Origin of the sequence: Streptomyces sp. AgN23, from assembly GCF_001598115.1 — a bacterium.
In the GTDB taxonomy this organism is placed as follows: Bacteria; Actinomycetota; Actinomycetes; order Streptomycetales; family Streptomycetaceae; genus Streptomyces; species Streptomyces antimycoticus.
In genome coordinates this window covers 9,899,529-9,913,896 of the sequence record NZ_CP007153.1, presented here as the reverse complement: position 1 = coordinate 9,913,896, position 14,368 = coordinate 9,899,529, and the positions used below count along the sequence as shown (strand labels likewise).

The window sequence follows — 14,368 nt, the reverse complement described above, 5'->3', positions numbered from 1 at the left end:
CGCGTCTCACCTACGCCCCCGCGAGCCCTGAGCCCCTCGGATCAGGCCGGCGATGAACGCGAGGAAGGGGATGACGCCGAGGACGGTGCTCACGCCCACGCCACCACCGGTGACGAGGGTGAAGTTGGAGAACACCAGCCACAGCGCGGTCAGCAGTCCGGCCACGGCCAGCAGCGGGGCGATCCGGGTCTGCCAGGGCCTGCCCGCGGAGAGCCGGGCGTTGCGCGCGAAGAAGACGACCACGGCGACGGATGTGATGAGCATGAGCAGGATCATGCCCACCGTCGCCAACCCCGCCATGGAGCCGAAGACACCCACCAGCGGATCCAGTCCGATGGCGGCGCAGGCGACGACCAGGACCAGCGCGGTGACGGTCTGGACGACCGAGGAGACGGACGGGGAGTGGTGGCGCGGGTGGACGGCGCCCAGCCGTGCGGGGAGGAGGTCCTGGCGGGCGAGGGTGAAGGTGTAGCGGGCGATGACGTTGTGGAAGGACAGCACGCAGGCGAAGAGGCTGCTGAGCAGCAGGACCTGCATGACGTCCCGCAGCGCGGTGCCGACGTAGACCTGGGCGGTGTCCATGAGCATGTTGCCCTGGCTGTCCAGGGTCTTCTGGGCGACGGCCGGGGCGTCATCGGTGCCCGCCGCCAGGACCAGCGCCCAGCAGGACAGCGTGTAGAAGGCGCCGATGATCAGGACGGCGAGGTAAGTGGCCCGGGGTATGGTCCGCTCCGGGTCACGGGCCTCGTCCCGGAAGACGGCGGTGGCCTCGAAGCCGATGAATCCGGTGATCGCGAACAGCACGGCCACACCCAGCGGTCCGGAGAACGCCGCATGCGGGGTGAACGACTCGACGTCGACACCGTGGGCGCCGCCCCGGGCGAAGATCCCCGCGTCCAGGACCAGCACCACCACGATCTCCAGGACGAGTGCGACACCGAGGACCTTGGAGCTGAGGTCGATATGGCGGTAGCCGAGGAGGGCCACGATGCCCAGGGCCGCGAGTGCCCACACCCACCAGGGCAGGGTGGGACCGCCGAAGGTGTGCAGAACATCGTTGACGGCCCAGCCCAGGTAGCCGTAGACGCCGACCTGGATCGCCGTGTACGCGACGAGCGCGACGGCGGCGGTGCCCACTCCGACGCGGTCCCCCAGGCCACGGGTGGCGTAGGCGTAGAAGGCGCCGGCCTGCGGAACGTGGGGCGTCATGGTGACGAAGCCGACCGCGAACACCAGCAGGACCATCGAGGCGAGGGCGAAGCCCACGGGGGCTCCGGCGCCGGGGCCACCGGCGATGGCGAGCGGGACATTGCCGCCGACCACCGTCAGGGGCGCGGCGGCGGCGATCACCATGAAGACGATGGCACCGGTGCCGAGCCGCCCCGACAGATTCGTGTGTGCCGGTCGCCGGGTGGATGTGTGCGCGTCGGAGTCGGTCAGCATGACGGGTCCTTGGTGGCGCGGGCGGACGGGGTGAAGAGGTCTGGCCGGAGGTCGGCCAGGTACGGATTGGCCTTGCGCGCTTGTCGGACCGTGTGTGGTTCCACGGTCGCGAAGAGCAACCGGTTGCCGTGTTCGACGCTGTCCAGCACGGTCGCGGACGGGCTCACGATGGAGCTGCGGCCGACGTAGCGCAGTGAACCCTCGTCGCCGTCATGGTTGACATAGGCGATGTAGATCTGGTTTTCCCAGGCGCGCACCCTCAGCAGGTGCTCGGCGATGAACTCGTACGGTTGCATCTGGGCGGTCGGGACCGCGACGAGGTCCGCACCGGCGAGGGCCGCGGACCGCACGTTCTCGGGGAACTCCACGTCGTAGCAGATCAGCATCGCGATCCGGACGCCCGCGTGGTCGATGACGGGGGCGGGCAGGTCGCCCGGGGTGAAGTACCTGCGGTCGAGCTCGCCGAAGAGATGGTTCTTGCGGTGCCGGCCGAGGATCGCTCCGGCCGCGTCGATGAAGAAGGCGCTGTTGTAGTAGGCGCCGGAGTCGTACTCGGGCGCTCCGAGGACGAGCGCGATGCCGTGGGTGGCGGCTATCTCGCGTGCCGGTGACAGCAGGTCGGTGCGGGCCAGCTCCCGGACGGCGTCGCCGATGTCATAGCCGGTGACGAACAACTCGGTGGTGATCAGCAGTTCGGCGCCTTCGGCACGGGCCCGGCGGCACGCCGCGTCCAGTTCGTGGAGGTTGGCGTCGACGTCGCCGGGCGTTCCCGCCGTCTGCAGTCCGGAGATCTTCATCAGTGCCTTTGAAGTGGGCGTCCAGGGGTGAATGCGAGCCATAGAAACATGCTCACTTTGATCAGGTAAACCCCCGGAGGTCACGGTTCCGCAAAGCGGCGGCCCCGTACGAAGGCTCTGGGAAGGCTGGGAGGCCACATGAGCGGGCCCTACCCTGAGGGCATGGCGACCCAGGAACCGTCCGGCGCACCGAGCGCCCTGACCAGCAGCGCGCTCGCCGCGATCCGCCGCACCAGCGCCGTCGACACCGTTCGGGCCCGGATCTCCCTGGCGGTCGACCTGGGCCTGCTGGCGCCCGGTGAGCGGCTGCCCAATATCCAGGCCACGGCGGCGGCGCTCGGGGTCGGCGAGATCACCGTCCGCCGGGCCTTCGGCAACCTGGAGCGTGAAGGCGTGGTCGAGCGGCGCCCGGGGCGCACGGGCGGGACCTTCATCGCGGAGCGGCCCCGCCGCCGCACCGTGGCGCAGGTCGCCGCGTACCGGGAGGACAGCGAACGGGTCCACCGGCTGATCGACGAACGCATCGTACTGGAGGCCGGTTTCGCGCATCTGGCCGCCGAGCGGCTCGATCGGAACGGGCTCGACCGGCTCGATCAGTGCATCCGGGAGATGGACGCGGCCGAGAGCTGGGCCGAGTTCCACGCGAGTGACCAGCGGTTCCATCTGGCCCTCGCCGAGGGCGCCGGGCTGTCCGCCGCCCTGGCGATGTACCGGCGGGTCACCGGGGAGCTGTACGCGTACTTCCTGCCGTACCCGATGGGCTACCTCCGCGGCAGCAACGAGCAGCACAGGGCCATCCGGGCCGCGCTCGGCGCGCAGGACGCCACCTTGGCGGCCGGCCTCCTCCGGGACCATGTCGCGGAGCTCCACCACTCGATGTACGTCGGGCTCGCGGACACCGCCGAGCGGGGCGACGGCGGCTGACGCCGGCGCCGCCCGCGCCGGAGGTCACCCCGGGCGTCCGTCAGGCGGCGGCCCGGTCGGTCACGGAGGATCTTCAGCATCGCTGACACATCGGGCCGCCGGGGCCGGGGCAGCCAGGCGGGCTGGTCGGCGCCGCGCGGGGACAGGACGTTCGCGCCGATGTCAGTCGGCAGGTCTTCTACCAGCACTTCCGTGACCGCGACGACGCCGTGGCGGGCGCGGTCGGCGATGCCCTGCGCACGGCCGTGGGCACCGAGGAGCCCGGCCGGGCCGGAGCCGGTCCGATGGCCCCCGTCCACCGGCTCGTCGACTTCGCCGCCGAGCACGCGGAGCTGTACCACAACCTGTATCCCAGTGCCGCCTCCCAGCGGGCGGCCGACACCTTCCGCGACCTCGTACGTCCCGCCTGCCGGCGGCTGGCCGAGCAGGTCATCGCACACCGCGCGACCGAAGCGGGCGAGGGCCCCGCCGTCTCCGAGGCCGACGCGGCAGCCCTCACGGCCCTGCTCGTCGGCGGGATCTTCGAGGTCATCCGCCACTGGACCGACCTCCGGCTCCAGCACCCCGACACCACCTCCCCGGAGAGCGCACGCCGCATGCTGGACACCTGTCTGCGGCTGCTGGGCTGCGAGATCGGCCCTCCTGGGCGGTAGCCGGTGTCAACGGCCGGTGGATCCGTCGATCCGCTCACGGAGGATGTCGGCGTGACCGGCGTGCCGGCCGGTCTCCTCGATCATGTGCACCAGGACCCAGCGCATCGACGGTGCCGACCCCCGGCGCGGGGCCCGCGGAGCGGGGAGCGCCAGATCCGAGCAGGCGTCGATGACCCGGTTCGCCCGCTCGACGGTCTTGCGGTAGTCGGCGAGCACGCCGTCGACGGTGTCCTGCGCGGACGGCCGCATGGTCGCGGGCCAGTCGCCGGCGTCCTCGCCGAGGAAGTAGAACCGCTCGACGAACGCCAGATGCTTGAGCAGTCCGAGAAGGCTGGTGCCCGAGGGCACTCCACCCGTTCGGACCTGCGGTTCCGGTACGCCCGCGGCCTTGTCCGCGACCGAGTTCCGCAGATAGTCGAGGAAGCCCCGCAGGGTGGCCTTCTCATCGGCGCCGGTCGCCGGAGGGCCGGTTTCCTTCCTCCGAGTCCGGGATCGCTGGGCACTGCTTTCGTGCATCGAGTCGCTCCTCTGCGTCGTGAAGTCGTGTGGTTCAGGCGGCCGTCCGGCGGTCGCCTCGCTGGACGAGCAGGACGTTGTCGATGACGGTGGCGCTCTCACCAGCGGGTCCGGTGGCCTGGCGGCCGGGCATCCCGGCGCGCAGCACGGACCAGTGCGCGGGGTCGAGATCGAGTTCGGCGGCGATCTCGGTGGGCGTGGGGTAGTGGATGCCGGGGTCCTGGTTCCACGACCAGGGCGCGGTGGAGCCATGGTCGACGATCAGCAGGAGACCGCCGGGGCGCAGCGCCCCCGCGGCGGTACGCAGGACTCGGCTGCGGGGCAGCGAGAACGGGGTGTGGAAGTACTGGGCGGAGACCAGATCGAACTGGCCGGCCGGGAAGCTGCAGGCCAGATCGTGCTGTTCGGTGGCGACCCGGTCCCCGACGCCGAGATCGCGGGCGCGCTCCCGCACCCGTTCGACGGCCGTGGTGGAGATGTCCACGGCGGTGACATGCCAGCCCTGCTGGGCCAGCCAGATGGCGTCGCCGCCGGGGCCGCAGCCCAGATCCAGAGCGGCGCCGGGGCGCAGCGGAGCGGCGGTCTCGGCGAGCAGCGGGTTGACCTGCGCGTCCCAGCTCCGCCGGGTGCCGTAGTGCCGCTCCCAGAACTGCTCGGCGTCCGCGTCCGCCGTGCCCTGATCCCCGGCGTGGCCAGTGGGTCGTCGACCTTGCGTGGCATCCATCTGAGTCGCCCTTCGTCGGCCGGCGTGCCGAGCGTGATCCGATACGCGCCTTCGACGCCGGTGATGTACCGACAGCCTCGATGCCACCATTTCGCTCGTGCAAGAAAAATTGCGGATCCGCATCATCGATGGACAACCGGATGGACAACCCGGACAACCCCGCGGAAGACGTGCTGGCCGGAGTGGGACCGCGGCTGCGTGCCCTGCGCCGGGCGCGGAGCGCCACGCCGGCGTCGCTGGCGAACGAGACCGGCCTCACGGCGAGCACCCTGTCCCGTCCCGAGAACGGCAAGCTCCGCCCCACGCTGGAACAACTGCTGCCCCTGGACCGGGCACACGGCGTCCCGCTCGACGACCCCGTCGCGGCGCCGCCCACCGGCGACCCGCGCATCCACCCGCGGCCGGTGCGGCGATCCGGGCTGATGATGGTGCCGCTGACCAGACGGGCCGACGGTATCCAGGCGTACAAGGTCATCTATCCGCCCGCCGGCCGGTCACCCACGATGAAGCTGCGGACCCACGAGGGATACGAGTGGTTCTACGTCCTGGACGGACACGCCAGGTTTGTGCTCGGCGAGCGGGAGTTCCGGCTCGGCGCCGACGAGGCGGCGGAGTTCGACACCCGCATACCGCGCTGGATCGGCAGTGCCGGCAGCCGGCCCGCGGAGGTGCTCTCCCTGTTCGGCGCGCAGGGAGAGCGCGCACATCTGGCACCGGCCGGGCACTGACCGTCCGGGATGGGATCCGTCTGTGGCTGACTCCACAGATCACATGGTGAGACCAGGGTCCAGTTTTTGAAATCCGGACCATATCCTCGAGTACATGTCCGCACCCGCCCATCCGCTGTGTCTCGCGCTGTTCGCGAACTCGGCGTGGTGCGTCGACGACATCCTCTGTCGCCGCTGAGCCAGAACCGGCCGGTTTCCCCACCATGCGCCGCCGCCCGGCGCCGCGCCGCCCGGCCGGACCCGCCCACCCAGCGTGATGCCCCCCCTTTCGAACGTCTCCGGAGTCCGCACGTGACCACCGCCCCGCCCGCCGAGGCAGCGAAGACCGCCGCACTGCTGTCCCCCTCACCCACCTCCGCGCCCCGGCCGGAGGCGCCCGCCGCGCCGCCGGTGCGCCGGGTGCCGCTCGCCGTGTCCGGGCTGCTCGGCGCGGCGCTGACCGCGTATGTCTGGTCCGCCCACGGGGCCAAGCCCGGCGTTCTGCTGCTGCTCGGCCTCGCCCTGGGAATCGCCCTCTTCCACTCCCGCTTCGGCTTCACCTCCGCCTGGCGGCAGCTGGTCGCCGTCGGCAATGGCACCGGCCTGCGCGCCCACACTCTGCTGCTCGGCACCACGGCCACGCTGTTCGCCCTGCTCATCGGCACCAAGACCGGGCTGTTCGGATCCGTACCGGCGCCCTCCGGCGGACCGCTCGGCTTCGGGCTGCTGATCGGCTCGTTCGTCTTCGCCGTCGGCATGCAGCTCGGTGGGGCCTGCGCCTCCGGCACCCTCTTCGCGGTCGGCTCGGGACAGACGTCGATCGTGCTCACACTCGGCGGCTTCATCGGCGGTGCGACCCTGGCCGCCTGGCAGTTCGACCTGTGGAAGGACCTGCCGTCGCTGGAGCCGGTCGTCATGGCGGACCACATCGGCTGGTTCGGCTCCTGGGCAGTGACGATCCTCGTGCTCGCCGCCATCGTCCTGGTCAGCCGTCGCGTCCAGGCTCGCCGCAACCCGCCGCCGATCGGTGCGGTGCCCTCCGCGCGCGGTGCCGCCGCCCGTGTCCTGCGCGGCTCCTGGCCGCTGGCGGTCGGCGCCCTGGCGCTGGCCGTGCTGGGCGCCGGGGTGCTGCTCGTCTCGGGCGGTGCGTGGGGCGTCACCAGTGCCTTCAGCCTGTGGGGATCGGAGCTGGTGCGAGCGCTCGGCGGCCACCCGGAGAGCTGGAGCTGGTGGCAGCAGCCCGGAAACAAGGAGATGCTCGCCGGTCCGGTGCTCGCCGACAAGACCAGTCTCACCGACATCGGCATCATGATCGGCGCGGCCGTCGCCGCGGCGCTCGGCGGCACCTGGACCCTGCACCGCGGCGTGCCGTGGCGGACGGCGACCGCGGCCGTGCTCGGCGGGGTGCTGATGGGCATCGGCGCCCGGCTCGCGGGCGGCTGCAACATCGGCGCCTACCTCGCGGGCATCGCCTCCGGCAGCCTGCACGGCTGGGTCTGGGGCGGCTTCGCCCTCCTCGGCACCTGGGCCGGGCTGAAGCTGCGGCCGCTCTTCGGGCTCGGGAACCCCAAGCCGGGCGACGGTGTCTGCTGACGCCGACGGCCCCTGGGCCGGAAGTGGTGTGTGTTCGGGGGTTGTTCATGCACCGCCAGGTAAATGATCCATCGTCGGGGTGGTGTGCCGGTCCGCCGACCGGCCCCGCAGCTGACGAAGGGGTGCTCACGATGGTCCCGTTCCATGCCGCTCCCCCGCGCCGTACCCGCCGGGTCGTCCACGCCGCCGCGCCGGCGCTGGTGGCCGGCGCCACGCTGTCCGCACTCCCGGCCTCCGCCGTGGCCGGGAACGCGGACTACGGCACGCCGACCATCAAACCGGCCGCCTCGTACCTGTCCGGCGCCGTCGGCGCCACCGGCGACCCGGCGGTGACCGTGAAGGCCGGCCAGAGTGGCGCCGCCGCGGACAAGCTCACCGTGTCCGCGACCGCCACCACCCACGGTTCGGTCACCGAGACCGGGGACGTCAGCTCGTACCAGGGCCTGCGCGAGGACCTGGTGGACCGGGACAAGGCCAACCGAGACCGGCTCGGCTTCGCCAAGGGCACCGCGGACGGCCAGGTGCCTGAGCAGATCGACGGATTCAACGTCGAGGGCCTGGAGTTCGCGCCCGGCTCCGGCTCCACCGCATACCTCGGCTTCCGGGCGCCGCCGGTGCCGCCCGCCATGAACCCCTGATGCTCCACCAACCCCTGACCCTCCGTCCGGTATCCGGCGCTCAGCAGCCGATACGGGAGGTGCCGACGGCCACGTCGTCGTACCACAGGGTGTCGTCGCCCTCGCCGTAGCTCTCCCAGCCCAGCCGCAGATCACCCGGGGCGGGCCGCCACCCGCCCCGGTTCAGCCACTGCTGGTCGACGTCCTGGGTCGGGGTGCCGTCGACCACCAGACCGGCGACGAGCCCGCCGTTCACCCAGGTGTCCAGGCGGCCCGCGGTGCGGTCGAGACGGAACTCCAGACAGGTCCAGGTGTTGACGGGCAGAGGGGTGCTGAGCGCGACGCCCGCCGGGCTCTGCGCGGGCAGAGTGGCGTCGTCCGACTCCCGGTTCCACTGAAGTGCCTTGTTCTGCCCGCCCATGCGCAGGTCCCGGCCATTGTCATTGGCGTCGCGCAGGGCGGCGAACGTGACGTGCTGGGCGGGCAGCGCGGTGGTGTGGCGGACCCACAAGCGGGCGTAGAGGTCGCCGCCGGACGGCACATCGGACAGCGAGGTGCCCGCGAAGGCGTGGTTGCAGTACCCCGCCTTGCCGGTGACCCGCACCGACCTGGTGCCCCCGTGAGCCGTGGTGGTGTCCACGGTGGCGGTGCCGGTGCCCGAGCAGTTGGCGACGGCCGTGGTCCAGCGCCCGGCGGGGGTGGTCCCGGTCTGGGACTCGAAGTCCTCGCAGAAGCCATTGGCGGCACAGGCCGCCGGCTGTGCCGCGGCTGGCGCGGCCGGCGCGGTCAGTGCCAGCGCCACGGCCACCGCGGCGGCGGCCAGAGCGCGATATGAGGTGGGGGTCATGGCGATCCTTCGGCCGATGATGAGGATCGGGAGCTTGGGAGCGCTCCCACGACTCTCGGCACTGTAGCCGGTACATGACAAGGCCGGAACCCCGGCCGTACGCGGAATCGGTACGCGAGACCCCCGGCCCAGGCGGTCACCATAAGGTGACTCAGTCACCGAAAAGTGCGTTCTTCCATGTCAGAGCCAACTCTCTTACGGTTTCCGAGTAACCGAGAGAGAGCGGGCGCTCTTGGGCTCCACGGAAGCGAGCCCAGGGGCTCCCCTGACGAGAAGGCAGGCAGCACATGGCCATCACCCTGGTGAACCCCGACGGATTGCCGGAGATCGAGGTGTACCGGCAGGTGTCGATCGCGACCGGGTCGAGGCTGGTCCATATCGCCGGGCAGGTCGCCTGGGACGCCGATGGGGTCACGGTCGGCGAAGGCGACCTCGCCGCTCAGGTCGAGCGGTGCTACCTCAACATCGGCATCGCCCTGGCCGAGGTCGGCGGCTCCTTCGACGACGTGGCGAAACTGACCGTCTACGTCGTCGACTGGACGCCCGACAAGATGCCCCTGTTCCTGGAGGGGGCCGCCCGGGCGGCCGCGAAGCTGGGGGTCACCCCGGTCCCGCCGGGGACGCTGCTGGGAGTCGCGGCGCTGGACGTGCCCGAGCATCTGGTCGAGATCGAAGCCACCGCGGTCCTCGACTGACGTGGCCGCCGACGTGGCCGCGTGGTGGCCCCGCGGGAGGCGGGGCCACCACGCGGTCCGAGCGTGAGCAGCCCCCCGGATCAGCCGTCGAAGCGGCGCCGGGAGTCCTCGATATGGCCGAGGTAGGTGTGGGTCCAGCCGCACATGCCGTCGACCGTCGCACGCAGGGCCCGGCCCGCCTCGGTGAGGGTGTACTCGACCCGGGGCGGCACGGTGGGGTGCACCTTCCGCTCGACCAGACCGTTGCGCTCCAGCATGCGCAGGTTCTGGGTGAGCATCTTGTGGCTGATGCCCTCGACCTCGTTCCGCAACTCGCTGAAGCGCAGGGTGCGTTCACCGAGGAACTCGATGATCAGGAACGCCCACTTGTTGGCGACATCCGCGAAGATCTCCCGCGCCAAGGAGTCCGCGCGCATCAGATCGGCGTCCTCGGGCGAGCCGGTGTACTGCTTGGTGCCCATGGGGACACTCTCCTACAGGACCCGAGTCACCACAAGAGAGCACGGGGGCGGCGGGCCGGCCGCGGCGCGTCTGCGGCTCGGTCATGTGAGCCGGTCGGCCAGGAACGGCAGCAGGACATCGGCCACCTCGTCCGGCACCTCCTCGGCGAGGTCGTGTCCGGCCCGGAAGACATGACCGGTGACGTCATGGGCGAGCAGCCGCATCTGGGTCTCGTTCCGCTCGCCGATGAACGCGTCGCCGCCGAGCGCCAGCACCGGGATGTCCAGCATCGTGCGCGCCGCTTGCCGGTTCTGTTCGGCGTCGACGAGCATCGCCCGGTAGATCGCCAGCATCGAGCGGATACCGCCGGGCATGGAGTAGCAGCGTACGTACTCGTCGATCGCGTCGGCGGTGGCGGTGTCGGGGTGGCTGCGCTCGTCCTTGAGCATGTACGTGATGAGTTCGCGCTCATGCCCGGTGATCAGCATCTCGGGTACGTCCGGCTGGAAATAGAAGCCCAGATGCCACAGGAACATCCCGCCCGAGACATTCTCGTGGGTCAGGGCGGTGTGGTCCTCGAAGCCGAAGCCGGGCAGCAGCGCCTCGGCGAACACCAGCGCCTCGACGTGATCACGGTGCCGGGCGGCGAGCTGGTAGGCGACCACCGCTCCCCAGTCCTCTCCCATGACGGTGTAGGACGCATGCCCCAGGCGGGCCATGAGCTGGGCGATGTCGTCACTCATGGTGGCGCAGTCGAATCCGCCCGCGGGCCGGGCCGCGTCGCCCAGACCACGGAGGTCCGGTACGACGACGGTGTGCCGCGCCGTCAGCTTCGGCACCAGATGCCGCCAGTGGTAGCCGGTCTTGGGCACTCCGTGCAGCAGTACCACCACCGGACCGGAGCCGGCCGTTCGGTAATGGAGCTTGGTGCCGTTGACGGCGGCGCGGCCGGTGCGGACGGGTTCTCCACGATGGCCGAAAAGCATGAGCCCTCCTTATTTCGGGACTGATTAGTCTTGAATTAGGGCAAACACAGGACACCCAGGGGTGTGGGTGTCTTACGCGTCGGCGCGGTCGCGGAGCACCGCCGTCAGCCGGTGGCGGCAGCCGGGGAGGTCAGCATCGCCATGACGGTGTCGACCGTGGTGGTGATGCGGTCGCGCTGACCCTCGCCCGCGCACGAGAGCACCTTCAGGCCGCTGTTGAGCGAGGCCAGCATGGTCGCCGCCGAACTCGGATCGACGCCGGGCGCCAGCTCGCCCTGCGCACGGGCCCTCAGCAGCGCGCCGTAGAGCGCCGTCTCGAGGCGGCTTCGGTTGCCCTCCAGGCGCCGCGAGATCTCGGGGTCGGAATCCCCGTGCTCCACTGTGGCGTTGACCGCGAAGCAGCCCCGGGGCGTACCCGGCTTCGGGTCTGCCGCGCTGGTCTCCAGCAGATCCCGGACGGCGTCCAGGGCGGACGCACGCGACGCCAGGATATCGGCCGGACTCGGCGCCGCGGCGCCGGAGAGAAAGCGGTCGAGCGCGGCCAGATACAGTCCGCGCTTGGACCCGAAGGTCCCGTACAGACTGGCCCGCGCGATGCCCAGCCCGTCCACCAGGTCGCTGGTGGACGTCCCCTCGTAGCCATTGCGCCAGAACAGCCGCATCGCGGCGTCCAGCGCGACCTCGGGGTCGAATTCCTTCCTCCGTGCCATACCGGCACACTAAGCTTTCTAGATCGATCAGTCAATTTGGAGGAGTGGCGGTGCCACGGACGACGACCGCCGACTGGGCGCTGCCCGAGGGCAGCGCCTCCGTCAGACGGCGGACGACGATCCGGGGCCGGCCGTGGCCGAGGGCGGAACGGCCGTCACCGCCGCGCCCGGCGAGCACTCCTCTGACGGACGCGCGGGCGCATCGCCTTGCGGGCGTCGATGGCCAGGACCTCGAAGTTCTCCCCGGTGCTGTTCACCCGGCCGAAGAGGTTGTCCGGGCCCGAGATGCAGACCTTGGTGATGCCCTGCTCCCGCATCGTCTCCACCATGTCCGGCCAGCGGATCGGGCAGTTGAAGGTGTCGAGCAGCATGGTGCGCACCCCCTCCGCCTCGGTCAGCAGCGCGCCGTTCTGGTCGGAGACGACCGGAAGCTCGGGGTCGGCCAGCTCGAACCCGCCGAAGACCTCTTCCTCCGCCTTGCGGCGCAGGTCGCCGAACGAGGGGGCGTGGACGGGCGGCCACATCGTGTACATGTTGTAGCCGCCCAGGTCGCCGATCCGCTTCTTGAACCGGTCGAGCACGGGCTCGCGCAGGGACACGAGGTAGAAGCCCTGGTCGATGTGGCCGGAGACGTCGTGCCACTCCCCCTCGTCGTCCAGCTCGCCCAGCGCCTTGCGAAGGCTCTCCTCGGGGGTGTGGATCACGCAGTGGGTGACCGCTTCACGGTGCTCCTGCGCGAAGTACTCCTCCTCGCAGCGGGCCAGCTCGGCGGTGAGCCGCACGGTCTCCTCGAACGGCAGCGACCCCGCGTAGGTGACCGCGGCCCGCTGGCCGAAGCTCGGCCCGGCGCACAGCTCCGGCTTCTCGCCCAGCGTCTCCTCGGCCCAGTCGGCGAGGGAGAGGCAGACGGTCAGGAAGGCGATCTGGGTATGGGCGGCGTACTGCCCCTCCTCGTCGCCGTCCGACTGGCGGTACCGGTCGAACACCGAGTACCCCACCACCTCGTCGGCGATCGCGAGCCGGCGCCGGGCATGGGGGTTGGTCAGCAGGAACTCGCCCACGTCGGTGAAGCGGAAGGGCCCCATCCCGGGGAAGACGAACGCCGTGCGGCCCGGCTGTGACTCCGTTGCCCGGGGCTCGGTGGTCTGGGCCTCTGCGGTCTGGGCCTCTGCGATCTGGGGCTCGGTCGCCTGTGGCTCTGTCATGCGTTCGCTCCGGGTGCCAGGTCGAGAGCCAGCTGCTCGAGTTGTCGCTTGTCGGGCTTGCCGTTGCGGTTCAGGGGGAATCGCTCGAGGACGTGAATGCGGTTGGGGTGCTCGAAGGCGGGCAGCAGGGAGCTGATCGGCTCCCGCCAGAACCGCGACTCCCGCTGCTGCTCGTCCTCCACGAAGAAGACCAGCTGACAACCGCGCTGCTCGTCGGGGACGGGCACGACCTTGACGAGACAGCCGCCCGCGGCCAGCTTGTGCTCGATGATCTCGGGGTAGAGCGTGTGGCCGTTGCGGTGCACCGCGGACTTCCGGCCGAGGACGAAGAGGTTGTCCCCGCCGTCGAGATAGCCGAAGTCCCCGGTGGGGTACCAGTCGGTCTTGGCCGGGTCGACGGGGGCCACCGTGCCGTCGTCCGCCAGGTATCCCTCCATCAGGTCGGGCGAGTGGACCTGGATCTCCCCGACCTCGCCCGGGGGGAGGGCCGAGCCCTCGTCGTCCACGATCCGCAGCTTCAGTCCCTGGACGGCCCGCCCGCAGGCGACGACGTTGTCCTCGGTCGCGAAGGCCACGTTTCCGGCCTCCGTGCTGCCGTAGCTGTCCAGCAGGGGCAGCCCGAACTTCTTGACGTAGTCGCCGACCAGACCGGGATCCAGCGGGGCCGCCCCGCTGCAGAACATGCGGACACCGGACAGCTCGTCCGCCAGGGCGGGCTTGCGGCCGATCATGTTGAGCATGCTGCGGTAGCTGGCCGGGGTGGCGTCGACCACCGTCGCCCCGCAGGTGCCCGCCATGGTCATCGCCCGGTCCAGACGCCGGTAGGGCGCGATGACCAGCGAGCACTTGACCAGCCAGGCGATGAGCACCATGGACAGCCCGTACTGATGGGAGAAGGGCAGCAGCGGCAGCAGCACGTCGTCGGAGCGGTGGCCCACCTGTTCGGCGTTGCGCTCCAGGTTCTTCAGGAACTTCGCCCCGGTCTTGACGACGCCCTTGGGCTCGCCGGTGGACCCGGAGGACCACATGATCAGGCCGTCGGGCAGCTCGCACCAGGTGTCGAAGGACAGCCGCCGCTCGGCGGGGTCCTGCTCCATGGCCGCCACGAGCAGTTCGTAGACGGTGACCCGGGCCGGGCCGCTCTCGGGCATCGGGGTGTCGTCGTCGACCACGCATATCTTGACGCCGGCCCGGTCACAGATGCGCTGTGTCGCCTCCGCCCGCTCCTGGTGGTCGACCATGACGATCGAGGCGCCGACGTGCATCAGGGCGAGGAGGGCCCCCACGTAACCGGCGGAGTTGCCCGCCTTCAGCATGACCCGGGTGCCGTCGCTGATGCCACGCTCGCGGAGCGCGTCGGCGATGCCCAGGGCCCGCTGCTCGAACTCGGGAAGCGTGTGCACCGCTTCCGTCGTAAAGAGCTTTGCGGTCATCGGGTTTCACTGTGCCTTTCTTCTTCTTGAAGCTCTTGGGGTGAGGAACACCCGCGACGAGGGCGGACGTTGCCCGA

Annotated in this window: 16 protein-coding genes; 6 read left to right on the top strand and 10 right to left on the bottom strand. The window is 70.8% G+C overall.

All coding sequences use genetic code 11. The features are described from left to right. Window positions 1-6: 6 nt before the first annotated feature. Together AS97_RS42175 and AS97_RS42170 are read right to left on the bottom strand one after the other, a co-directional pair. Window positions 7-1,443: an APC family permease gene (locus AS97_RS42175; RefSeq protein WP_210566761.1), complete on the bottom strand. Its 1,437-nt coding sequence runs from the start codon at window positions 1,441-1,443 to the stop codon at window positions 7-9. Then, window positions 1,437-2,240 (bottom strand): carbon-nitrogen hydrolase family protein, encoded by an 804-nt coding sequence (locus tag AS97_RS42170; RefSeq protein ID WP_236670230.1) that lies wholly within the window; start codon window positions 2,238-2,240, stop codon window positions 1,437-1,439. Before AS97_RS42170 ends, AS97_RS42175 begins: the two co-directional genes overlap by 7 nt. Window positions 2,241-2,402: 162 nt before the next feature. Here AS97_RS42170 and AS97_RS42165 point away from each other — a divergent pair, with 162 nt between their 5' ends. Continuing rightward, window positions 2,403-3,164, top strand: coding sequence for an FCD domain-containing protein (locus tag AS97_RS42165; RefSeq protein ID WP_210566760.1), 762 nt, complete (start codon window positions 2,403-2,405; stop codon window positions 3,162-3,164). A gap of 209 nt (window positions 3,165-3,373) precedes the next feature. Then, complete coding sequence (locus tag AS97_RS42160) at window positions 3,374-3,817, top strand: hypothetical protein (RefSeq protein ID WP_185929870.1); 444 nt, start codon at window positions 3,374-3,376, stop codon at window positions 3,815-3,817. A gap of 6 nt (window positions 3,818-3,823) precedes the next feature. On the opposite strand, the gene AS97_RS42155 is transcribed toward AS97_RS42160, so the two are convergent. Then, entirely contained in the window at window positions 3,824-4,333 is a 510-nt protein-coding gene (locus AS97_RS42155) for a DinB family protein (protein ID WP_210566759.1), read from the bottom strand. A 34-nt stretch (window positions 4,334-4,367) separates the two neighbouring features. Further along, window positions 4,368-5,057 carry a class I SAM-dependent methyltransferase gene (locus AS97_RS42150; RefSeq protein WP_059145612.1) on the bottom strand — a complete coding sequence of 230 codons (690 nt, stop codon included), beginning with the start codon at window positions 5,055-5,057 and terminating at the stop codon, window positions 4,368-4,370. Window positions 5,058-5,197: 140 nt separating this feature from the next. On the opposite strand from AS97_RS42150, the gene AS97_RS42145 reads away from it, so the two are divergent. From AS97_RS42145 to AS97_RS42135, 3 genes are all read left to right on the top strand, one after another. Then, on the top strand, window positions 5,198-5,785 hold the full coding sequence (locus tag AS97_RS42145; protein WP_210566758.1) for a helix-turn-helix transcriptional regulator: 588 nt from the start codon (window positions 5,198-5,200) through the stop codon (window positions 5,783-5,785). Window positions 5,786-6,076: 291 nt separating this feature from the next. Then, the gene (locus AS97_RS42140) at window positions 6,077-7,357 is read left to right on the top strand and encodes a YeeE/YedE family protein (protein WP_210566757.1); all 1,281 of its coding nucleotides are present in this window, start codon (window positions 6,077-6,079) and stop codon (window positions 7,355-7,357) included. Between the two features lie 131 nt (window positions 7,358-7,488). After that, entirely contained in the window at window positions 7,489-7,995 is a 507-nt protein-coding gene (locus tag AS97_RS42135) for a hypothetical protein (RefSeq protein ID WP_247204664.1), read from the top strand. A gap of 40 nt (window positions 7,996-8,035) precedes the next feature. On the opposite strand, the gene AS97_RS42130 is transcribed toward AS97_RS42135, so the two are convergent. Then, window positions 8,036-8,821 (bottom strand): hydrolase, encoded by a 786-nt coding sequence (locus tag AS97_RS42130; protein WP_210566756.1) that lies wholly within the window; start codon window positions 8,819-8,821, stop codon window positions 8,036-8,038. A gap of 287 nt (window positions 8,822-9,108) precedes the next feature. Here AS97_RS42130 and AS97_RS42125 point away from each other — a divergent pair, with 287 nt between their 5' ends. Then, window positions 9,109-9,516, top strand: coding sequence for a RidA family protein (locus AS97_RS42125; protein ID WP_210566755.1), 408 nt, complete (start codon window positions 9,109-9,111; stop codon window positions 9,514-9,516). Window positions 9,517-9,596: 80 nt separating this feature from the next. Here AS97_RS42125 and AS97_RS42120 read toward each other — a convergent pair whose 3' ends face one another. From AS97_RS42120 to AS97_RS42100, 5 genes are all read right to left on the bottom strand, one after another. Continuing rightward, window positions 9,597-9,977 (bottom strand): helix-turn-helix domain-containing protein, encoded by a 381-nt coding sequence (locus AS97_RS42120; RefSeq protein ID WP_059145617.1) that lies wholly within the window; start codon window positions 9,975-9,977, stop codon window positions 9,597-9,599. Between the two features lie 81 nt (window positions 9,978-10,058). Then, entirely contained in the window at window positions 10,059-10,943 is an 885-nt protein-coding gene (locus AS97_RS42115) for an alpha/beta fold hydrolase (protein WP_210566754.1), read from the bottom strand. Between the two features lie 104 nt (window positions 10,944-11,047). Then, the gene (locus AS97_RS42110) at window positions 11,048-11,653 is read right to left on the bottom strand and encodes a TetR/AcrR family transcriptional regulator (RefSeq protein ID WP_059145619.1); all 606 of its coding nucleotides are present in this window, start codon (window positions 11,651-11,653) and stop codon (window positions 11,048-11,050) included. Between the two features lie 155 nt (window positions 11,654-11,808). Further along, the gene (locus tag AS97_RS42105; protein ID WP_210566753.1) at window positions 11,809-12,858 is read right to left on the bottom strand and encodes an ACP S-malonyltransferase; all 1,050 of its coding nucleotides are present in this window, start codon (window positions 12,856-12,858) and stop codon (window positions 11,809-11,811) included. Then, window positions 12,855-14,291, bottom strand: a complete 1,437-nt coding sequence (locus tag AS97_RS42100; protein WP_059145621.1) for a class I adenylate-forming enzyme family protein — start codon at window positions 14,289-14,291, stop codon at window positions 12,855-12,857. The genes AS97_RS42105 and AS97_RS42100 overlap by 4 nt, the downstream gene beginning before the upstream one ends. Window positions 14,292-14,368 lie beyond the last annotated feature (77 nt).